21 protein-coding genes and 1 riboswitch are annotated in these 21,831 nt (G+C 44.4%); of the genes, 10 read left to right on the forward strand and 11 right to left on the reverse strand.

Going from position 1 to position 21,831, the window contains the following annotated elements; all coding sequences use genetic code 11:
* Positions 1-83 precede the first annotated feature (83 nt).
* From AC3WVG_RS04330 to AC3WVG_RS04360, 7 genes are all read left to right on the forward strand, one after another.
* Positions 84-1,493: a mannose-1-phosphate guanylyltransferase/mannose-6-phosphate isomerase gene (locus tag AC3WVG_RS04330; protein WP_488796953.1), complete on the forward strand. Its 1,410-nt coding sequence runs from the start codon at positions 84-86 to the stop codon at positions 1,491-1,493.
* Positions 1,494-1,730: 237 nt separating this feature from the next.
* A complete protein-coding gene (gene qrcA, locus AC3WVG_RS04335; RefSeq protein ID WP_252380684.1) occupies positions 1,731-2,294 on the forward strand; it encodes a menaquinone reductase multiheme cytochrome c subunit QrcA in 564 nt (187 codons plus the stop codon).
* Positions 2,295-2,308: 14 nt separating this feature from the next.
* Positions 2,309-4,363 carry a menaquinone reductase molybdopterin-binding-like subunit QrcB gene (qrcB, locus tag AC3WVG_RS04340; RefSeq protein WP_488796954.1) on the forward strand — a complete coding sequence of 685 codons (2,055 nt, stop codon included), beginning with the start codon at positions 2,309-2,311 and terminating at the stop codon, positions 4,361-4,363.
* 31 nt (positions 4,364-4,394) lie between these two features.
* A complete protein-coding gene (qrcC, locus tag AC3WVG_RS04345; RefSeq protein WP_488796955.1) occupies positions 4,395-5,162 on the forward strand; it encodes a menaquinone reductase iron-sulfur cluster-binding subunit QrcC in 768 nt (255 codons plus the stop codon).
* A 3-nt stretch (positions 5,163-5,165) separates the two neighbouring features.
* A complete protein-coding gene (qrcD, locus tag AC3WVG_RS04350) occupies positions 5,166-6,395 on the forward strand; it encodes a menaquinone reductase integral membrane subunit QrcD (RefSeq protein WP_488796956.1) in 1,230 nt (409 codons plus the stop codon).
* A 940-nt stretch (positions 6,396-7,335) separates the two neighbouring features.
* Positions 7,336-8,061, forward strand: a complete 726-nt coding sequence (locus AC3WVG_RS04355) for a class I SAM-dependent methyltransferase (protein ID WP_488796957.1) — start codon at positions 7,336-7,338, stop codon at positions 8,059-8,061.
* A 254-nt stretch (positions 8,062-8,315) separates the two neighbouring features.
* Positions 8,316-8,687: a hypothetical protein gene (locus AC3WVG_RS04360; RefSeq protein WP_488796958.1), complete on the forward strand. Its 372-nt coding sequence runs from the start codon at positions 8,316-8,318 to the stop codon at positions 8,685-8,687.
* On the opposite strand, the gene AC3WVG_RS04365 is transcribed toward AC3WVG_RS04360, so the two are convergent.
* Positions 8,638-9,066: a hypothetical protein gene (locus AC3WVG_RS04365; protein ID WP_488796959.1), complete on the reverse strand. Its 429-nt coding sequence runs from the start codon at positions 9,064-9,066 to the stop codon at positions 8,638-8,640. The two genes, AC3WVG_RS04360 and AC3WVG_RS04365, sit on opposite strands and share 50 nt — an antisense overlap.
* 13 nt (positions 9,067-9,079) lie before the next feature.
* On the opposite strand from AC3WVG_RS04365, the gene AC3WVG_RS04370 reads away from it, so the two are divergent.
* The 3 genes from AC3WVG_RS04370 (at position 9,080) to AC3WVG_RS04380 (ending at position 11,341) form a co-directional block, all read left to right on the forward strand.
* Positions 9,080-9,256 carry a hypothetical protein gene (locus AC3WVG_RS04370; RefSeq protein WP_488796960.1) on the forward strand — a complete coding sequence of 59 codons (177 nt, stop codon included), beginning with the start codon at positions 9,080-9,082 and terminating at the stop codon, positions 9,254-9,256.
* Positions 9,257-9,258: 2 nt separating this feature from the next.
* A complete protein-coding gene (locus AC3WVG_RS04375) occupies positions 9,259-10,074 on the forward strand; it encodes a ZIP family metal transporter (protein WP_488796961.1) in 816 nt (271 codons plus the stop codon).
* A gap of 544 nt (positions 10,075-10,618) precedes the next feature.
* On the forward strand, positions 10,619-11,341 hold the full coding sequence (locus AC3WVG_RS04380) for a putative periplasmic lipoprotein (RefSeq protein WP_488796962.1): 723 nt from the start codon (positions 10,619-10,621) through the stop codon (positions 11,339-11,341).
* Positions 11,342-11,372: 31 nt separating this feature from the next.
* Here the strand turns inward: AC3WVG_RS04380 and cobK are convergent, their stop codons facing one another.
* The 10 genes from cobK to alr form a co-directional block, all read right to left on the reverse strand.
* Entirely contained in the window at positions 11,373-12,134 is a 762-nt protein-coding gene (cobK, locus tag AC3WVG_RS04385; protein ID WP_488796963.1) for a precorrin-6A reductase, read from the reverse strand.
* A gap of 58 nt (positions 12,135-12,192) precedes the next feature.
* Entirely contained in the window at positions 12,193-12,954 is a 762-nt protein-coding gene (cobJ, locus tag AC3WVG_RS04390) for a precorrin-3B C(17)-methyltransferase (RefSeq protein ID WP_488796964.1), read from the reverse strand.
* Positions 12,909-13,688, reverse strand: coding sequence for a cobalt-precorrin 5A hydrolase (locus AC3WVG_RS04395; RefSeq protein ID WP_488796965.1), 780 nt, complete (start codon positions 13,686-13,688; stop codon positions 12,909-12,911). Before AC3WVG_RS04395 ends, cobJ begins: the two co-directional genes overlap by 46 nt.
* Complete coding sequence (cbiE, locus tag AC3WVG_RS04400) at positions 13,669-14,319, reverse strand: precorrin-6y C5,15-methyltransferase (decarboxylating) subunit CbiE (protein ID WP_488796966.1); 651 nt, start codon at positions 14,317-14,319, stop codon at positions 13,669-13,671. The genes AC3WVG_RS04395 and cbiE overlap by 20 nt, the downstream gene beginning before the upstream one ends.
* A gap of 18 nt (positions 14,320-14,337) precedes the next feature.
* Positions 14,338-15,387, reverse strand: a complete 1,050-nt coding sequence (gene cbiD, locus AC3WVG_RS04405; protein ID WP_488796967.1) for a cobalt-precorrin-5B (C(1))-methyltransferase CbiD — start codon at positions 15,385-15,387, stop codon at positions 14,338-14,340.
* Between the two features lie 352 nt (positions 15,388-15,739).
* On the reverse strand, positions 15,740-16,510 hold the full coding sequence (cobI, locus tag AC3WVG_RS04410) for a precorrin-2 C(20)-methyltransferase (protein ID WP_488796968.1): 771 nt from the start codon (positions 16,508-16,510) through the stop codon (positions 15,740-15,742).
* 47 nt (positions 16,511-16,557) lie between these two features.
* On the reverse strand, positions 16,558-17,445 hold the full coding sequence (locus tag AC3WVG_RS04415; RefSeq protein ID WP_488796969.1) for a sirohydrochlorin cobaltochelatase: 888 nt from the start codon (positions 17,443-17,445) through the stop codon (positions 16,558-16,560).
* A 239-nt stretch (positions 17,446-17,684) separates the two neighbouring features.
* Positions 17,685-17,879, reverse strand: a riboswitch (cobalamin riboswitch).
* A gap of 129 nt (positions 17,880-18,008) precedes the next feature.
* Positions 18,009-18,863 carry a DMT family transporter gene (locus tag AC3WVG_RS04420; RefSeq protein WP_488796970.1) on the reverse strand — a complete coding sequence of 285 codons (855 nt, stop codon included), beginning with the start codon at positions 18,861-18,863 and terminating at the stop codon, positions 18,009-18,011.
* Positions 18,864-18,934: 71 nt separating this feature from the next.
* The gene (locus AC3WVG_RS04425) at positions 18,935-20,158 is read right to left on the reverse strand and encodes a mechanosensitive ion channel family protein (protein WP_488796971.1); all 1,224 of its coding nucleotides are present in this window, start codon (positions 20,156-20,158) and stop codon (positions 18,935-18,937) included.
* Between the two features lie 44 nt (positions 20,159-20,202).
* Positions 20,203-21,318, reverse strand: coding sequence for an alanine racemase (alr, locus tag AC3WVG_RS04430; protein ID WP_488796972.1), 1,116 nt, complete (start codon positions 21,316-21,318; stop codon positions 20,203-20,205).
* Between the last annotated feature and the right edge of the window lie 513 nt (positions 21,319-21,831).

The raw sequence follows: 21,831 nt of genomic DNA on the forward strand, positions 1-21,831 counted from the left end.
ATATAAAAAAGTGAATAGGCAAAGATGAGTTTTTGAATGTGTTGAATGTAAAAATAATATACTGATTTCACGGGAGTTAAATAATGGAAAATGTATTTGCTATTGTCCTGGCAGGGGGGTCGGGAACCAGGCTCTGGCCTCTGTCCCGGACACTGTTGCCTAAACAGCTTTTGTCTATAAATGGGAATTTATCCCTGTTGCAGCAGACCATATCCAGGATTTTAAAGTTACTTCCACCGGAAAAGATTTTTGTAGTCACCAATGAGGAACATGTATTTGAGGTCAGAAGTCAACTTAAAGAGTTAAGCCCGGACCTGGATGCTCAGGTTTTAAGTGAGCCAGTAGGCAGAAATACCCTGCCAGCCATTTTACTTGGTCTGGATAAGATTATTGACCAGGAAAAAGAGCCAATTATAGGTGTCTTTCCTTCAGACCATCAGATTCAGGATGAAAAGGCCTGGACAGAAGATATGCATATGGCTGCAAGTCTTGCCCAAGATGGCTGGTTTGTGACTTTTGGCATTAAACCCTACAAGCCTGAAACAGGCTATGGTTATATTGCCGTAGGAGAAGAAATCAAAGAGGGTGCATTTAAAGTCAAGGCCTTTGTAGAAAAGCCAGATTTGCCAACCGCCAAAGAGTATTTGAAGCAGGGTACATATTATTGGAACAGTGGCATGTTCATGTTTCCAGGGCAAAATTTTATTCAGGCTGTCGAGACTCTGCAACCCGAGCTGTTTAAGTGGTGGAAAAACAGAAAAGATAAACCATTGGAACAGGGATACGGCAGGATCCCCGATATCTCGATAGACTATGGCATAATGGAAAAGGTGGAAAATGCTGCGGTTGTGCCGGCTGATTTTGGTTGGGACGATCTGGGTAACTGGGAGGCCCTGTACAGACTGGGGGAGAAGGACGAGAACGGTTGTGTCATAAATGGCGATGTCCTGCCTCTGGAGTGCAAAGATAGTCTTTTGTTTTCCACCGGTGGCAAGCTTGCTGCCATAGGTCTCAAAGATATGATTGTTGTCCAGACCAGGGATGCCACTCTGGTGTGTCCCAAACAAGAGGTGCAAAAAGTAAAAAATGTTGTTTCTATCCTGAAGGAGCAGGAGAGCCAACTGGTCGAGGCCCATGTGACTGTGAACAGACCCTGGGGCAGTTATACGGTACTGGAGGAGGGTAAATTCTATAAGATTAAGCGTATCGTAGTTAAGCCGGGAGCTAAACTCAGTCTGCAAATGCATTACCACAGGAGTGAACACTGGGTAGTTATTAAAGGTACAGCAGAAGTAGTTGTCGGGGACAAAGAGATTTTACTTTGTGAAAACCAATCTGTGGATATTCCCAAAGCAACCAGGCATAGGTTGGCCAATCCGGGAAAAGTACCCGTAGAAATTATTGAAATACAGAGCGGACCTTATCTGGAAGAAGATGATATTGTTCGCTTTGAGGATGTTTATGGGAGACACAGGGCAAGGGCAAAAGGCTAAAGGTGGGTGGTAACAATGAGGCGCTTAATATGGATAAAAAGTTGTGTAGTTTGACATGAGCTTATCCTTTTGCGCTCTTTGCTTTGAACCTTGAATTTTAAACATTAAGTTTTTGTATAAATACTTCGTGAATTTTTTCCTAAACTCTTGACACTCAAGTGCTACCTTGCATAGTGTGGCGGGGATTTAGCCTGGGGTATTGGTGTGCAATTTTCAAATTTCAATGAGGAATGTGGTATGGAGGGAAAAAAAGTGGCAAAAACAAAGAGTTGCGCAGTGCTCCCTTTTGTAACCTTTATTGTCGGTTTTGTGGGTGCGCTCGTCCTCGGTTGGTGGGGATTCCCCAAGGTGCTGTATAGTGAAAAGGCTCAGCCCATCCGGTTCAGTCACAAGGTTCATGTGGAGGACCAGGCCATGGACTGCGAGCAATGTCATTCTTACAGGGAAGATGGCTCGTACGCCGGTCTGCCTACGACTGAACAGTGTGCTGAGTGTCACATGGAAGTGATGGGTGAAGATCCTGATGAGGCAAAATTTGTGGAAGAGTATGTCAACGAAGAAAAGGAAGTACCTTGGCTGGTTTATCAGAAACAGCCAGACAATGTTTACTTCTCCCATATTGCTCACCAGGATTTTGATTGTACCGAATGTCACCTGGATGTGGCTAACACTGATACACCGCCTGTATTTTATGAAAACAAACTGAGCGGATACAGTAAGCATACAATGAAAATGTGGCAATGTGAGAGATGCCATGCCCAAAATGGCGCCAGTAATGCCTGTTATATTTGTCATAAATAAAGAGGGGTAGAAATATGGGACTTGATCGCAGAGGATTCATCACATTTTTAGTTGGCGGCGCAGCCGGTACGCTTTTTACCCCTGTGCCCTGGAAGTTGCTCGATGATGTATCCATTTGGAGCCAGAACTGGCCGTGGATCCCTAAGTTAAAATATGGGGCCAAGGGGGTTACTCCTACAACCTGTAAGCTGTGTCCTGCAGGTTGTGGATTGGATATCAATACCGTAGGCAAGAGGCCAGTTACTGCCGAAGGAAACTTCAGTCATCCTTTGAGTCAGGGCGGAATTTGTCCATTAGGGGCCGCTGCTGTTCAACTTTTATATAGCCCTGCCAGAGTGAAAGGGCCATTGAAAAATAATGGAGGCAAGTTTGAGTCCATTTCCTGGGATGAGGCCAAGAAAATTTTGGCAGAAAAACTGTCCACCCAGAAAGGCAGTGGCAACGTAGCACTTATTAGCGGTGATGAGAACGGCACAGCCAATGAAGTCTTGGCAGCATTTTTAGCTGCTCTGGGCAGTTCTGACTACTATTTTATGCCGAGTGATGCGACTGCCTATGCCACCACCTGGAATAAAATGATGGGTGGTCAGGGTCAGGTTGGCTTTGACCTGGAGAATTCCGACTACGTTCTTATGCTGGGGGCAGACCTCTTATCCAGTTGGGGCACAGTGGTCAGAAACCAAAAGGCCTTTGGCCAGAAAAAAGGTCAATATATTTACGTAGGTCCGGTACAAACGGGATCAGCTTCTGTTGCTGATAAATGGGTTCCAGTTCTACCCGGTAAAGAGAGTGTATTTGCCTTAGGTCTGGCTTATTATATTCTGAAAGCAGGGAAAACATGTTCCGCCAAAGGTTTTGCCGACTTTAAAGAGTATATTCTGACCAATTATACACCGTCTAAAGTTCAAGCTTTAACCGGTGTTCCTGCAAATGATATCAAGAAAGTAGCTGCCGAACTTATAGCCGCCAGGAGGCCGGTCATTGTTTCCGGTTCCGACTTTGGACAGGGAAGCGGTAGCCTGGATACGGTAGCAGGCATTTTCCTGAATCTACTTCTGGGCCGTTTGAATCAGCCTGGAGGTCTGGTGGCTCTGCCTAGTGTTCAGGCCGTGGATAAAGCACCTGACTTGAATCAACTTAGACAAAATAGCCTGATCAATTTTATTAGTGATGTGCAAAAAGGTGCTAAACGGCCCGATGTCCTGTTTATCTATGAGGCGAATCCACTGTATGCCTTGCCACAAGCCTCTCAGGTAGCTTCGGTCTTAGATAAGATTCCATTTAAAGTAAGCTTCAGCACTTTCCTCGACGAAACCGCAGCCAAAGCGGATCTGATTTTACCCACTCCGCACTTCCTGGAAAGACTTGATGACGCATACACTCCCTTTGGTGCAGGTGCAGTTACTTACAGTGTAAGTACTCCCGTGATTAAGCCTGTCTTTGATGCCAAACCGACTCCGGATTTTATTCTGGAACTGGCCGAAGCACTGGGAGTTGACTTGGGTATTTCTTCTTTTGAGGATGTGTTAAATGCCAAAGCTGGAAAGCTGGGCGCAGATTGGGAAGAATTGCAAGGCGGTCAGGCATATGTAGGGGACAAAAAGGTTTTTCAATCTACTCTGTCCTTACCAACTCAGACTCTGTCAGGCGGTCTGAAAATGGCTTCTACCGAATATCCGATCTATCTTGCTCCTCAGGCCAAGCCTTATATTGGTAATACTAAACTGGCCACCCCTCCATTTGGAGTGGTTACAATCCGAGAAAACGAACTCAAGGGAAGAGATTTTTATGTGCACCTGAACAAGGCCACAGCCAAAAAGCTTGGGCTTAAACAAGATAAGAAAGTCAAACTGGTTTCGGCTGCAGGTCAGTGCAAGGCCTTGGTCAACATCACTGAAACAGTAATGAATGATGTTGTTGCTGCACCTTTAGGTTTTGGCCACACTGCCTGGGATGACTTTAGTAAAGGCAAGGGTGATAATGTTTTTAACGTGCTCACCGTGACTCAGGAGAAAACCACTGGTCTTTATGTGTGGAATAATTCCCAGGTAAAAGTTGTTAAAGCCTAAATTCAAGATAAAGATTTAAAAGAGGTAACCCATGCAAGTTAAAGAGTTTAAAGTTAAGTGGGGAATGGTTGTTGATCTGGACAAATGCACAGGCTGCGGAGCCTGTATGGTTGCTTGCCAGGCAGAAAACAACATTGCCCCCGTAACTGAAGGATCTAATAAATTGCGCACCTTGACATGGATGCTCGTATATGAGCTTTCCAATGGCAAAGACTTTCCTGAACATGATATTGCTTATCTCCCACGGCCATGTATGCAATGTGGCAAACCTTCATGTTCAACTGTTTGTCCTGTAGTGGCGACCACAAAAGATGAAGAAGGCGGTATTGTCAGCCAGATTTATCCTCGTTGTATTGGTTGCCGGTACTGTATGGCTGCCTGCCCGTACCACGCCCGCTATTTCAACTGGTTTGACCCGGTTTGGCCTGAAGGTATGGACAAGACCTTAAATATTTCTACTTCGGTTAGGCCCCGCGGTGTAGTAGAAAAATGTACTTTCTGTCACCATCGTTTTGCAGCAGCCAAAGAGAAGGCACGTATGGAAGGCCGTGATCCAATGCATCTGGAAGAAGAAGATTATATCCCTGCCTGTGTTGAAGTTTGTCCCACCGGAGCCATTGTCTTTGGTGATTTGAATAACCCTGAACACAAAGTAGCTAAACTGGCAAAAAGCAGGTACGCGTTTAGACTATTAGAAAGGCTGGGCACCGAACCCCAGGTTTATTACATGAGCAAAAGGGAATGGGTGCGCAGACAGGGTGATAACTACCTGGAAAACGAAAAGACCAAGGGAGAATAGACCATGCTGGATAAAGAATGGATACCCGAAGGAGTTGAACGTTGCTCGTTTGGCAAATTTATAGTCTGGCTGGGACTTATCGGAGCTGTTCTGCTCTGGGGTCTCTATGCCACTATAAAAATTTTTGCTAACGGCATAGGGGTAACAGGGCTGGATAATTATTTTGGATTTGGCTTGTGGATCACCTTTGACCTGGCTGTGATTGCTCTGGGGGCCGGGGCATTTTTCTCCGGATTTTTAAAATACATTATCCGCGTCGATCAACTGAAAAATATCATTAATCTGGCCGTTATTGTTGGCTTCATTTGCTATTCCGGAGCCATGCTCATTTTAACATTGGATATTGGTCAGCCCTTAAGGGCTTGGTTTGGTTACTGGCATCCAAATGTGCATTCAATGCTCACTGAAGTTATTTTTTGTATTACCTGTTACTGCACAGTTCTGATTATAGAGTACATTCCTCTGATTCTTGAAAACAGAAAATTAAATAAAATTCGTTTTCTCCATCATCTGGCTCACAACTTCCATGTCTATATGCCACTTTTTGCCGGTATTGGAACATTTTTATCCACATTCCATCAGGGTTCTCTTGGTGGTATGTACGGTGTCCTTTTTGGTCGTCCCTTTGCTTTTCGTGAAGGCTTTTTTATCTGGCCATGGACATTCTTCCTCTTTGTATTCTCTGCTATTGCTTCCGGCCCGGCTTTTACCATGCTTGTAGCTACACTGATGGAAGTAATAACAGGACGTAAACTGGTTGACTACAAGACAAAGGCATTAATGGGTAAGATTGCCGGCACACTCCTTGGTGCCTATCTCTTCTTTAAAATTCTGGACACCTGGTTCTGGGCTACTGACACTCTGCCCAGAATGGGCCTGACCTTTGACCAGATGTTTAATGATGTTTATGGTCAATGGCTTTTGTGGGCTGAACTCGGTTTGTGTGGTATCATTCCCGCGATCCTTTTGATCGTCCCCAAATTCCGCAACATTCCAGCACTTCTGTACATTGCTGCCATCCTGGATTGTATAGGTGTTTGCATCAACCGTTTCGTCTTTACCGTGCAGACAATTGCCTTTCCGGTCATGCCTTTTGACAAATGGTATTCTTATGCACCTAACTGGGCTGAGTGGGCCACCACCTTTGAAATCGTTGCCTACGGTGCTTTGGTCCTGAGCCTATCCTATCGTTACCTGCCGGTATTTCCGCAGGAGAAGAAGTTGAATTCATAAAGAGCTTGATGATTAAAGATCAAAAAGGCCGCCCTTTTGGGCGGCCTTTTTTTGTGGATATCCATAAATCAGCATTGCTATTAGTTTATGCACGCCATTTAATTTATCAGAACCAGCTTAACTTCGGTGCATCCGTTAGCTGCACTTGCAATTTTTGAAAGCATATATTTTAACCGCAGACCCACGCAGACGGACGCAGACAAGTGCGCCCGGCGACTTGCCGGGGGCACTACTTGTCCCGGCCTTTCAGGCCGGGAAGGATATTTGAATTTCGGCTCTTATCGTATCTGATACGGCTATCATCACACCCGGAAACTGATAGTTTCTAAGCTTAACCACGGCCTGTAAGGCCGTCTAGTTCTTGTTCGGCAAAGTCTGCCGAACAAGAATGTCTGCGTTAGTCTGCGTGGGTCTGCGGTTAAAAAAATGCATTAGTCTTTTTCCCGACAGGTGCAGGTACCGGATACGCCCCTTTGCCTGTTGTATTGCCTGTGAAAGCGTAAAAGTCTGACCTCCATTTGAGATAATAAGGGATAGCATTTTGTTTTATTCATCCAGGACTTGAGAGATATTTTTTAAATTCAGTAAGAATAAGATATGATATATAGTGTTGATAGAAGTATATATATTTTTTATCATAGTCATGACTATAACTTAATTTATTGATAGATTATACAACCTAAATTAAATGAGAGGTCGATTTTTAGCTAGGAATTTAAGAGAAGAGGACTGACCGAGATATAGATTTTTTTCAGGAGGAAAGTAATATTGATTTAGCGTAACATAATGAAATATGGTACTTTTAAGGCGATGTTGATTGGCCTTGAAGTATGAAATTTTTACTTGATTCAGTAGAAAAAATATAGTTAGACTTTGTCTAAGAATGAGATAAGAGATTTTATATAAAATAAGTTATATAAAATAAAAGGAAAGCAGTCTTATGGCAAATTTCGATAGGACACGCTGGTCGAAAAAGGAGTATGCTTATAAGTATCTTGAAGCAGCTGACATTCAAATAGTAGAGAGGAGAAGGTTACTTGAGATCTTGAAATCTTTTTATAAGCATTTCTTAGGTGAGAATAAGCAAAATAGAGTGTTAGATTTAGGTTGCGGAGATGGAATCTTGATCCATGAGCTCTTGAAAATTGACAATTCGATATCAGGGACATTGGTTGATGCCTCAGAAGACATGTTAAATAAAGCTCAAGAAAAACTATTTGGTTTTGAGAATCTTTGTTTCATTAGAGCAACTTTTAAAGATCTGCTACATGACAGAGATATCAAACTCCCTAGGTTTAATCTCATCGTTTCTTCCTTTGCCATTCATCATTTAACAATGGATGAGAAGAAGTCTCTCTTCAATTATATTTATCTCCACTTAGAAGATGGTGGGTATTTCCTAAATATGGATGTTGTCCTTTCACCAACAAAGTCTCTTGAGAATTGGTATCTGACATTGTGGAAAGAATGGATATATGAGCAACAAACGAAATTGAAGTCAAAAGGTGATTATACAGACATTATTCGAAGGTACATAGAACCTAGTCATTATCGTAATATAGACACGTTAGCAGACCAGTTGAAAGCTCTGACAGATATTGGATTTAGGGATGTGGATTGTTTCTATAGATATGGAATTTTTTCATTTTATGGTGGTAAGAAATGATGTAACGGGATTTTTCATATAACAAACGTTGTTATGTAAGAAGTAAACCAAGATGGGAGAAAATTTTTTATCTTCTACCTAATTTAAGAGTAAAAACGACCATTGTCCATTGACTGAGGAGGGTCATTGCAAAGTCTGACGAGAGGAGAGAGGAACAACTCGAATGGATAACCTGTCACTTCACCCGGCACCAAGAGAAAAATGAATTATTGATAGCGGCAATTTGAACCGGGCAGGACGGAAAAAGTCAAAATTTGTATAAACAAGCTTTAAGAAAAGGTTTTTCTACGGGCTCGTTAGATAAAAAATATATGAATAGAAAAATTATAAAAATAAACATCCTTATTTGTTTAATCGTTTTCATTGGTGCCTGCAATACGCCTAAAATCGAATTACCAATTGATACCCCAAAAGAAGCTATAGCGATCGCAAAACAAGATAAAGAAGTCCAAAAATTTGTTAAAAAATGGTCTCAAGATTTTCGAATAGGTTTTGATGCACAATATTTATCTGACAAAAAAGTTTGGCTGGTGCGTATATTCCCTAAAGGCAATATCACAGATGTTGAATTGCACGTTATAATAAAAAAGAATGGCGCAATCGAAAATAAATATCCTTTAATTTAAAATTAAAAACACCTAACAAGTCAATGCGCCTGACTTTTTCCCGCCGCTTCGCTCTGGGAAAAAGCAGGTGATTTCCATCGTTGAGCCTGTATATTACTTCTATGCCCAGGGAAAATTCATTCCCATCCCCGGCATTTTCGAGTACACCCTGAGTCATCTGATTGACCACGAACTCGCCCTTTCCATCTTTAACGACCGGTTCGAAAACGATGATACCAGTGCTCCTGCCTACGACCCCAGGATGTGTGCATCCGATGGCTGGAGTTTGGTTTAGTAGTTGAGTAGGTGAGTGGTTGAGTAGGATAGGAATGTCCGTGGATATGGGATTCAGTAGTAGAATTTTTCCCTGATACCCGCCCCATTTCACAACTATTGTCAACCTTATTTCCAGCATGGATAAAGAGGACGTTCAGCTCTTTCTGGAAGCGCTTCTGGTCTGTGATGAGCAGGGATTGATCGGCAGGGAGAAGTTTGCCATTGACGGCTGTAAATTACCAAGCAATGCTTCCAAGGGGTGGCGTGGTACCAGGGCGGATTTTAAGAAAAAGGCAGCTAAGCTAGGAGACTAAAAATGATAGATTTCATACAACAATTCAATCCTGTTATGCAGGCGCTCATTGCCACACTCTTTACCTGGAGCGTAACTGCTGCAGGAGCAGCGCTGGTTTTTTTTACAAGAGCTGTAAACCCAAAGATTATGGATTCAATGCTTGGCTTTGCTGCCGGCGTAATGATTGCTGCAAGCTTCTGGTCTCTTCTCGCACCAGGCATAAAGATGGCGGAACAGTTGGGACATATTCCATGGCTGACCGCAGTCATCGGATTTATGGGTGGTGGGATTTTTATGAGACTGACTGACAAATTCTTGCCACATCTTCATCCAGGGCTAAGTGTTGATAAAAGTGAAGGGATAAAGACCTCGTGGCAACGAAGTGTCCTTCTGGTACTTGCCATAACCCTTCACAATATACCTGAGGGCCTAGCTGTTGGTGTTGCTTTTGGAGCTGTAGCTGCTAATCTTTCTTCTGCCACAATTGGAGGTGCAATTGCTTTGGCAATCGGCATTGGGATTCAAAATTTTCCTGAAGGGACTGCTGTATCAATACCATTGAGAAGAGACGGGATGAGTAAGTGGAAAAGTTTTTTGATGGGTCAGGCTTCCGGTATGGTTGAACCCATTGCTGGAGTTATCGGAGCACTATTTGTCCTGAAAATGCAAAATATTTTACCATACGCTCTCTGTTTTGCTGCAGGAGCCATGATTTTTGTTGTGGTGGAGGAACTAATTCCGGAATCTCAAAGAAATTATGCAAACATCGACTTAGTAACAATGGCAACAATGCTCGGTTTTTCGGTAATGATGATTCTCGATGTATCTTTTGGGTGATAGGTCTGAACTTGGGTTGAGTAGGTGAGTTAGGTGAGTGGTTGAGTAGGTAGGGTGGTCAGTGGATATTGGGATTCCGTAGTAGAATTTTCCCCTGATTGCCGCCGGATTCCGGATTATTACCAAAGCACAGAGTATCTGCACGGCTTTCTTGTCTGTAGCTTTCCCGAGGTTTGAGTTACTGCATTTGCCCGGCTGATTAACGTCATTTGAAGAAGAATCATCATTATGAACTGGTTTTGTGCAATAATTTATGATAATATTTCTGGGGCCTCGGAAAAGTCTATTCGGAAGCAAAACAACCTGAACAAGCTTGTCCTGGTATCAACTGCAAAAGAATGATTTCTTGACGACGGCAACATGAACTGGCTAGGACGGACAAAAGTCAAAAACTGTGTAAACAAGCTCTGAAAAATGGATTTTCTACTGGCTCGTTATGTCCCAAAAGGATTAGAACTTCCGCTGGAATTAAAATTAATAGGGTTAGGGCTGACGATTTGATATTCAACACCCAGAGTTCTGCCTTATAAGAGAGGAGGAAAATATGAAGAAGATTTTTTTATTTATTTTGTTGGTCGGTTTTATTGTAGGCTGTGCACCGACCCATCCACTGCCTCAGCCCAGAAGAGTTGTTGACCCCAGTACCATCCAGGGCGCAGTGCATACTGAAAAGTGGGATATAGCAGCCTTGCGTTATGTTTATTCAGGCCAGGGGTTGAATTACACCAAAGCAAATCTGGAGCCTGTTTTTTTGGTCTTTAAAAATAAAGATTTTGCCATGCCTATTGTACGCAAAGATGAGATCCGCGGTATTGGGAAAACAGGCGAATTTTTGCCCTATACGGAAGACGAGGCCTTGCGTCTTGTGTTTGCCTCGGAATCTTTTAAGCAAACAACGCGCAATGCCCTGCGTTCAGGCTCTTTGGGTGCGTTTGTAGGGGCAGGATTAGGTGCCTTGTTTGCTGTCATTGGCGGAGACAATGCCCTTTCCGGTGCAGCCATTGGAGCGGGAATTGGCGGAATGGCCCTGGGTGTATCATCCGTGCCCGAGGCCGAAAGAAAATTAAAAGTGATGATCGAGCAGGAAATTTACGATTATGCCTGGAAAGAAGATTCTATCCCTGCCAATATTACCCGCATGGGCTACATCTACCTGCCAGGCAACCAGGGTATAGACCGGATAAGAATCGCGGTCAGGGCGGATGGAGAAATCTATTCTTATGAACTAAAACTTCTGGATCCCCCGTCCGCAAGCAAACAGAGATAGAGACAAAAAAAGGAGGCTTTGGCCTCCTTTTTTAACCTATCAAGTTTTTTAACTTTTCCACTAAATCGTCGGGATTTAAAAACCTTATCCCTTCAGGTTTATCTGGCCGTCTGACCATCACCACATAAGCACCAGCCTTTTTGGCGGCTTCAATCTTGGCTGGTACTCCGCCAGCCTGTCCGCTATCCTTGCTTACCATACAGCCGATTTGATATTTGCGTAAAAGAGACAGGTTCTCCTCTACCGAAAATGGACCCTTGGCGGTAATTATATCCTCCTGTTTTAAGCCGGCTCCAAGACATGTTTCTTGTGACTCTTGCCTGGGCAGGACCCTGGCAATGATTTTCAGTCCTTTTTTCCGGGCCATTTCAACATAAGGGGCAATATTTTTAGAGCCAATGGTGAGTAGGATGGGTCGATTAAACGAAGCGGCAAGCATTGCTGCCTCACTATGATCGTTTGCCCAGACAACTTTATCATATGAGATTGTGGTTACAGCCCGCCTGTATGTAAAATAGGGCAGATTAAGCCTTTGGCATATTTTAAAGGCCTGGTGGGAAATTTCTTGGGCATAGGGGTGAGTGGAGTCAACAACGGCCACAAATTTTTTATCAGCAAGGAGCCTAAAAAGCTGTTCTTCACTCAGCGCACCAGTCCGTCTGGTTATGTTTTGGGCTCCTAAATCCAGAGGCTCATCAGTGGCCGTGCTCACCAAAACATTATAGCCGGCTAAAGCCAGGGGTCTGGCGATCTCTCTGGTCTCTGCTGTGCCTGCCAGATGGAGAATTTTCATACCACAACACTCACAGACTGGCGTCTAGAATTCAACATTCATCATTCAACATCCAACATTAATTAAGAGAATATCCCCTGGGCGTGACTAACCAGGGGCCGATTTTCCTGGTCTCGCTGCTGGCAATAATAATTGCCGAGCGCATGTTTATCTCGTGCTCCAGCATGTGCTCCAGGTCAGTGATAATCACCTTTTCCTCATCAAGAGTTAAATCAGTACCAATGGAGACCAGATTTTTGGGGGAGCGATAAGATAAAAAGATTTCTCGGGCCTTTTGAATTTGCCAGACCCTTTTTTTGCTTTTGGGATTATACAGGATCGTGGTCATGTCGGCCTGGGCAACGGCATGGAGTCTTTTTTCGATTACACTCCAGTCCACCAGAAGATCACTGAGACTTATGCAGGCAAAATCAAGCATGAGCGGGGCACCAAGCTTGGCTCCCAAGGCCAGACCGGCTGTGACCCCAGGCACGATCTCCACGGGTAAAAATTCGTTTTTCTGGCCCAGAATTTCCAGGGCCAGGCCAGCCATGCCATAGACCCCGGCATCACCGGAAGAGATCAAGGCTACCCAGTAGCCAGCGAGAGCTTTATCTACAGCCAGATGGCAGCGCTCAACCTCCTTGGTCATGGCAGAGGAATAAACTTCCTTTCCCGGTAGCAGGTCCTTGATGTGTTCCAGGTAGCGAGGGTACCCGACCACAACATCGCTATTCAATATCGTCTGTTCACAGCGGAAAGTGCGGTCTAATCTATGCCCCGGACCTATGCCGACTACAGCAAGTTTTCCTGGGCCAGGGCAATGGTCACTCTGTTGCATATGGTCTTCTCCAGTATCAACCTGGTTCGCGTCCCGGCCAAAAGAGCAGCAGGCTCGGCAACACCAGGCAGTCCTATTTTTTGCTGGACAAACTCAGACGTGTTAAATTTGAAGGTGGTTTTTTTGATCTCCTCGGCCGGGATAAATCTGAGCGGCAAATTTAATTTTTGGGCCGCCAAAATAAGGCCGGTCTCGTTCTTTTTCAAATCAACCGACGATAGCATACGCACCGCATCCAGTTTTTTGCCTACTTTATTTAAGGCCATGTGCAAGCAGGTAATAATCTCCTCGGCCTGCACCCCTTTTCTGCACCCGATGCCGGCTATAATATCCTTAACGGCCTCGGTCGTAGTGGTAATTATCGGCTCGGCGCCTAATATGTTGGCCACCTGGCAGGCCAGGGCATTTGCGCCGCCTTCATGACCGCTAAGCAGGCTTATGGCATATCTGGCACCTGCATCCACAACTACCACGGCTGGGTCGTCCAGTTTATTTTTCAGAAAAGGCGCAATGGCCCGCACCACTACCCCACAGGGGGCAAAATAGACGATTCTTTTGAAATTTTGGAAAAGATCGCTAGAAAGGTCAAAAATGCGTTCAAAATAGCTACAGCTAATGGTCTGAGTCTCCCGTGCCCATTTTTGATGGACAAAAATTTCTCCATTCATTTCAGCAGCCAATTTTTTTGCCAGGTAGGCCCCGGGAAGAGACAGACTAACCAAGGCCAGATTCACTTTTAGCCTCCAGAATTAACATGGCTTGGCCGTATATGGATTGATTTAAATCAGTCTCTTGGCTGAGCTTGTCCAGCCTCTCGTTTTCAAGACTTAAATTTTGCACCAAATACACCTCAAAATTTTTATTAAGCTTTGGCCATAATGGTTTAAACCAGGTTAAATCTTTACCCAATAAAATAACAACTACCGGATAAGATAAAAGTTCGCTGGCCTTAAATTCAGGTTCGCGTCCGTGTACACTGACGATCTTCGCTTTTGTCCACTCGAGCTTAAGCCGGGAGAGGGCAAGTTGCACCGAGCTAATTCCCGGAACCAGATGGCAATTTTCACGGCCAAATTTGTGCACAACCTTCTGGCTGAAACTAAAACAGCCGGGGTCGCCACTGACGAGCACGGCTATCTTTTGGTTTTTAAAACTGGTCTCTATGAACTCAATGGCCTGGTCTATGTTCGCACCTAAGGAAAATACCCGGCCTTTAAACTCTGGAAAAAGTTCAAGTAGTCTGGGAGCACCAACCAGAATATCTGCTTTCTCCACTTCTTTTAGCGCGGCCAAAGTTAAAAATTCTTTGCCCCCCGGTCCGCAGCCAATAATAGTGATTTTGGGTTTATTGAGCTTGTTGATCATGATGCGACTTGGACGATATCAAAGGTTCCTGCCTACAATTTCACCTTTTAGGTTGATTAAAACAACTTGTAAGAGAGGAACGGTATTTAGCCTTTGCTGTACTTTTTCGAATACCTGCCTGGCAAGGTGGTTGCCAATAACCTGTCGCTCTTTGGCACCCAGACAGGAAAATCCTCCTTCCACAGTAGTTACATCCGTAAGTTTGATGCCCAGTACCTGCTTTATTGCGGCTAGAAATATGGGCACTGCTGAAGGGGAATTTTGGCTATGGGTCTGAAAGTGACCGTTAATAAATTTTAAAAGTTTTCCAGCATGGCCGAGGATAGTTACTTTTCTAAAGTCATAGTTTTTGAGTTTGTCCAGAGCATAGGCCCATTCATTACTTACTTCGACAATTAGGTCCGTATTAAATCCAAGATTCGTTGCAGCCCTGTTCCCGATATTTCCCGGTACCAGGACCAGTTCCCTGTAACCCATTTCCCAAACCATATTAATATTTAAGCCTATGGTTTCTTTAATGGCTGCAACGGAATAGGGCTTGACCACACCAGTGGTTCCCAAAATCGAGATGCCGCCTTTAATGCCCAAACGGGGATTAAAGGTTTTGTGAGCAACTTCTTCGCCGCCGGGAATGGAGATCTTTATTTGTACACCAAAAGCAGTTACTTCCCTGATGGCCTGGACAATCATCTGTCTTGGAACGGGATTTATGGCTGGCTCACCCACTGGTACAGGTAGTCCTGGTCTGGTTACTACGCCTAAACCTTTGCCGCGGACGAACTCAATTTCATTGCCTTCGCTTTCGCTAAATCTTGCCTGAACATGAACCTCCAGACCATGAGTTACATCCGGGTCATCGCCGGCATCCTTTTCTACCCAGGCGCAGGCCAAATTATCCTGCTTGCTCCACCCTTTAATAGGGACATTGATTCTTTTGCCCGTGGGCAGGGTAATTTCAACTGCCTGAACTTCATCTTTGCTTACGCTGCCGCTAAGTAGTAAAACCGCAGCCTTGGCCGCGGCAGCTGCACACGTGCCAGTGCTCAGGCCTGTTTTTAACTTGCTCATTACCGGCTACACCTTCTTCCAGACCTCTTTTCCTCTTAACCTTTTTACCTCTTCTCTATTGAGCCAGTGGCCACACCCTATTTTAACCGCTGATTGAGAGTCTTGGTTTCTGAAATGCATTACAAACGGCTTGGGTAACCCAATCTTAATAAAGCTTGCGGAAAAACAGAGCATCGGGATGCATGGGCTGAATATTTTGCGATATTGATCATAACTATCGACAATAAAAAGAATATTTGTTTACCCAAAATATCCCATTATGCTCTGTCCGCAAGCAAACTTTAGATTGGTCCAAGTCTTTGTACCAGCATGAAAGAAACCAGGACTGGAATAAACCCCATGGGAATTAAGCCTAAAAGCTTCGGCCACAGGCTCTTTTATGGTTATTCCACTTCCTTCTTCCAATATTCACAATCACTGTGGCCAGGTAGCCGGGCATGGATTTCAAAGCCTGGGCCAGGTCTTCACAGACAAACTCTTTATCTTCCTGTTCTACATAACAGACCATTTTGGCCCTATGTTCCAAACCATGTTTTTTAAGAAGAGCGTAAAGCTCGGAAATTTTTTTGCCCACCTTATATAACACCAGTGTTTCACACCTGGTAAGGCATTTCTCTACTTCCTGCATGTCTGTGCCAGGGACGAGTAAAAGTCTATCTTCCTGCATGGTCAGAGGATAACCAAGCTTTGCACTCACGGCCTGAAATGCAGTGATGCCAGGTACCACATGGATCATCGAGCGATGCATTCTTTTGGATAAAAGATGCAGAAGATAGCAACTGGTGCTATAGACCAGCGGATCACCTAGTGTAACCTGCACTACTGTTTGCTTTTGATTGCATCGCTTAACAACCAACGAGGCCATTTTCTCCCATGATTTCCAGGTCTTTTGTTCATCCCTAGCCATAGGATAGACATGCTCGACTATTTCCTGGCGATCAAGCCATGGCTTGATCGCCTCTAAAGCGAGGCTGGTTTTAGAACGGGCTGAACAGGGGCAGATGACTACATCTGCCCCTTTAATCATGTTCACTGCCCTGATAGTCAAAAGGTCTGGCGCTCCCGGGCCAACACCCAAGGCATAAAAATGTCCTTTCTCAGGATAAGTAAAATAGCGATGCATAAACTGATTTGTCCTGTAGATGCGGGGTTTAAACCCCTTTTCGTACTTTAAAGTTGGTCCATTACAGCTTTTAAGTGTTCGACCCAGATATCCACAATCTGATCATATTCAGCCGTGCCTTTAAGTACCGGTATACATTCTATTCCTTGTGCAGTGAGCACTGACTTCCAGGAGTCTGGTTCATCTCCGGCCATATCGTTGCGGGCATGGTCACCAGCCACAGACATGAACGGCAGGAGATACGCCTTTTTTATTCCGCGGCTCTTTAGCTCCTTGACAGTATCTTCAAGGGATGGCGCACCTTCTACAGTGCCCACGAAAATATTTTTGTCCTTTTGCCAAAGATAATATTGCAGGGCCGGATAACAGGCATTGGCCAGATGATGTGTGCCGTGACCCATGAAAACAACTGCCTCTTTTTGTTTCCTTTGTGTCGGGATATTTTGGAGCAGGGCCTGAACCGTTTTTTGAAAATCTTCGTGTGTTGCCAATAACGGATGACCCACCAAAATTTTTTGCATGCCCTTGGGCAGACCTGAAAAGCTTTGCGCCACTTGCACCAGATAATCATATTCCGCGCCTGGAATAGTGTGCAATGATTGCACAGCCACATGGGTAAAGCCTTCATCCATCATTTTGGCCAAGGCCTGGGCCGGAGAAAGGAGTTTTTGCCCCTTCTTAGCCAATTTATGGCGGATAATCTTGGAGGTATAAGCCCAGTAGACAGGTATGCCCGGAAAGGCTTGACGCACTTTTCTCTCAATATTGGTAAAGGCCTTTTGAGCTTGCGTATAAGTCGTGCCGAAAGCCACCAATAAAATACCTATTTTTTTCTCTTGCCTATGGCCATGAGCCAGGACATCACTTGCCAAAGTAAGTAAGAAAAACAATCCCACCACAACGGGTAAAACCCGCAATCCCAAAAAATTACGCATAATAAACCTCCCAAAATTTTTTTGGGGCTAATAACTAAATCTAAATGGTGTATATGGGGATAAATGCGACAGGCCTGCTAGGTAGCTTATAGCTTCTTTCAGCCGGGCATTCAAATTTTATGAAGTTTGGGCGCCCGGTATCAATTTTTCTTCGTCTATGAAGCTTAAATTTTGAGCTTGATCGCTTCCAGCAGGTAACTATACACCCGGCCTCCTGAACAAAGCCCCCGTTGCTCAGGAGAAATGGACATCTTTTGGCAGGTCTTCCGGCTCATCCCATCAGCCTCGGCCTTCCCATCCATTTTGAGAACTCAAAATAGGACAGTGGCACACACGGAGACTGACTTTTGTGGGAATCACGGCGGCGGGACCGCTCCCGATTTTCACGGGATTCCCTATTAAGCTTTACAAGCACCAAAAGATAAAATGAACAATGATAATTTTTTAGCTCAGGACGCAGAGGAAGGCAAGGGAATTAGTTGAATAGTTGAGTAGGTGAGTGGGGTGGGGGTAAAGTCAGGAAGTTGAAGCGGTTCAGTCCATCCAGGCGAAACTAAATCGAATTAAGTCGTCATCAAAAAGACTCCTGCCAGCATAATCATTGCCCCGCAAAGCCTTAGCTTTAAATCCTTTTCCTTAAAAACCACTGCACCGATAATTACCCCAAAAACAATGCTTAATCGCTTGATGGCTATTACATAAGGGACCAGGCCAATGTTTACAGCCGACATCTGCGAAATGAGCCCCATTGCAGTAAATAGTCCGATTAGACTCAGCAAAAAGATGTTTTTTCTGGAACCAAGGGAAATATTTTTTTGTTGCCTGAATAAAAGCAAGGTCAGGCCGGAAGCAATAAATGCTTGAACGCTAAAGGCCCAGAAAAAAGGGGAAGTCTCCCTTATACCCATTTTATCCACATTGGCGGCGATGCTCCAGATAAGGGCCACACAAAGCATAAGTCTGGGGCCTTTTTCTGAAAATAGTCCCTTGATGGGCCCCCAAAAGCCAGGCTTTGAGCTGCCTAAAATATATGAACCCAGAAAAATCAGAAACACGCCCAAAAAACCAGTAGGTTCTGGCTTGTCGCCGACCATGAGCGGAGAAGTAAAGAGCAAAAAAACCGGCGTAAAACTAAGGAGAGGCAGGGTCAGGGATAGGTCAGAGGCTTGAATGGCCCGGATATACAAGATTGTGGCCAGGATATTTAATCCGCCTCCAAGGGCCAGGATCCCCAAAAAACGCAGATTTAAACAATCAGGGACAGGGGTTATGAAACTTAAAGGAAGGAGAAACGGCAGGGAAAATGCCTTCCATGCCCAGGCAATGACCAGAAAATCATTACCCTGTAGCCCTTTTTTACAGAGGCCATCTTTAATGGCCTCGCAAAGGGCGGTAAACAAAGAGAGAACAATCCACATCAGTTCGGTTAGTATGCAGGTTTCGGGCCTAGGTGAGGAAGTTTAATAAAGTTATTCACGTGAAGGACACATTATGTTTGAGCCTGGTTTATAACCCTGTGATCTACCAGGGCGTTGCGCTGATAGGCCCGCAAATGAAATTCTGGCAAGGCGGCCAGGATATGGTCAAATATATCGGCCTGGATAGCCTCATAATTGGCCCAATCGGTATCATTCACAAAGCAGTAAACCTCCAGTGGCAGACCTTTATCTGCTGTAGGCTGTAGATGACGCACGATCAGGGTCAGGTCTTGTCTGATTTTGGGATGGGACTTAAGATAAGCCAGGATATAGGCCCGCAAGGTACCCAGGTTTGTCAGGCGCCGGCCATTGAGCACTGATTCCGGACTGGCTCCTACATTTCTATTGTGCTCTTCGATTTCTATCTTTTTTTGCTCTAGATAACTTTTGATAATATCTATTTTTGATAAACGCTCCATGAGCTCGTCGTCCAAAAATTTGATACTGGACTGGTCAATTAAAATAGATCTTTTAATCCTGCGTGCTCCGGTCTCTTCCATCCCCCGCCAGTTTTTAAAGGAATGATCCAAAAACTTAAAGGTAGGGATTGCCACAATGGTCTTGTCAAAATTTTGCACTTTGACTGTATGCAGGGCAATATCAATGACATCGCCGTCAGCTCCAAACGCAGGCATCTCAATCCAGTCACCTTTTCGCAAAAGGTCGTAACTGGCAATTTGAATGCTGGCCACAAAGGATAAAACCGTATCCTTAAAAATGAGCATGAGCACGGCGGTCAAAGCACCAATTCCACTTATCAGGCCCCATGGAGATTTATCCAGGATAAGGGCGATAAGAAAAATTCCCCCAATAATATAGACAAAAATTTTGACTAGTTGCAGATAACCTTTGATGGGGCGTTTGGCTGAAATGGGGTAGGTATTGTAGATGTCAACAAAGGAATCGAGAAGTTTGTTTACGACAAGAATGATAATTATGGTTACATAAATATAGACAAGTTTTTGGCCATAGGGAAATAATGTGGGAAGGGCCTTTAGACCATAATAAAAGACCATGGCCGGGATCAGTAAGATCAACTGGTTAAACACCTTGTTCTTGATCAATACATCGTCCCATTTGGTCTTGGTCTTTGTAAGAATTTTATTGATCAAGCCGAGCAGGTATTTTTTGCTCGCTACATAACTTAGACAGCTGACCATAAAGATAAAGGCTAATTTAATTAGGTCGATACCATAAGGGATATTTTTTATTCCATCCCAGATTTTATCCAGCATAACTTTTCCCCTCTTAACCTTTTAGCCTTCCTGAACATCGAGGCTTACTCATATTCCCTAGAGTTTTGACCTAGTAAACAAAAAACCTCATAGGTGATGGTACCCCACCATTTGGCCAGCTCTTCTGGCAAGATTTTCTCTTTACCCTGTCCACCCAACACATAGGCTAAGTCCCCCGGTCTGGTCTGCGGAATATGGCTTATGTCTATGGCTGTCAGTTGCATACAGACGCGGCCGATAACGGGCGCCCTTCTGCCATGAACAAGCATCCATCCTTTGTTGGACAGAGAGCGGGAGTAATTGTCTGCATAGCCACAGGCGACGAGAGCCACTTGCATGTCTCGCGGGGCAGTAAAAGTTTGACCATAACTTATACTTTGTCCTTTGGACAGGTCATGTACGGAAAGGATCGGGGCCGTGACCTCCATTGCCGGAGTAAGCTCCTGCCCCTTTGCCTCCCATTTGGTTCCCCAAAATGGATTAGAGCCGTACAGGGAAATTCCTGGACGTTGGCCATCATAATGAAGTTCAGGGTAGCCCAGGATGCCGGCAGAATTAACCAGAACCCGGGCAAACGACAGGCCCCCTTTGTTTAAATCCAGACAAATAGCATCAAATTTTTTGCCCTGGGCCAGGACAAATTCCCTGGTTTCCGGATCATCAGCCGTGGCCAGATGAGAGCAGACTATCTTTACTCGCACGTGGGGCATGGATCTAAGCTTGTCGATGAGTTTAGGGACATCGTCCCTGGTAAAGCCTAGTCTGGCCATGCCTGTATCAAATTTAAGAACAATGTGTATCTGCCTATCGCTGTTTTCGTTTAAATAGGCCAACTGCTCCCACGTATAGATAAAAGGCATGATTTTATGGGGCACAATCTTTTCATAGTCTTCTTTTGTCACAGGTCCGAGTAAAGAAATGATCTCCCCGTCAAAAGGAACCTCCCGCAATACCACTGCCTCATCAACGGTACCAACAGCCAGTATTTGGGCCCCGGCCTGGGCCAGAGTCGTGGCCACAGGGGCCAGGCCATGACCGTAGGCATCAGCTTTGATCACAGGGATAGGGTTAGGGGCCTTGCTTTTCAAAAACAAAAAATTTGCCCTGATCTTGGACAAGTTTATCCTTGTTTTTACCAAATTATACCAGATAGTAGACATATTTGCTCACTTTAATCCAGCAGATTTTGTTTTGGTGTATATTTTTTCTCTTTTGCTTTGTAAACCATTATTATGCCAGCGAAAACAGTGCGCGCCCATGATTCCGTTTGCTTGGGTGCATCCGCTAGTGTTCTAGCTCAAAAGTATTTTTCACTTCTCGTCATTCTGAGGGAGCGAAACGACCGAAGAATCTCTACCGTAGCGAACGGGATTCTTCGCTTTGCTCAGAATGACGTAATCAGAGCAACTAGCTGATGCACCCGACAAGAACTATGTAAGACTTGAGTTGGCTCAGTTTTTAACGTACTCACGAGTACCCACTAAAAGAAGCGATATAGTCTTTTAATGGAAATAAAGTAATTATATTAGGTTGGCAAAAAGGAAGTTTTTTTAGATCTAATAATTCCTATGGAAAGTTTTAATTTTTACGCTAACCCACTAGTGTCCGGTTAAATTTTGGTCACTTTTTAGGAAAGATATACCAGCCGATACTTTTGAGTAGTTAAGGCAGTC

Source organism: Desulfovulcanus sp., assembly GCF_982781345.1.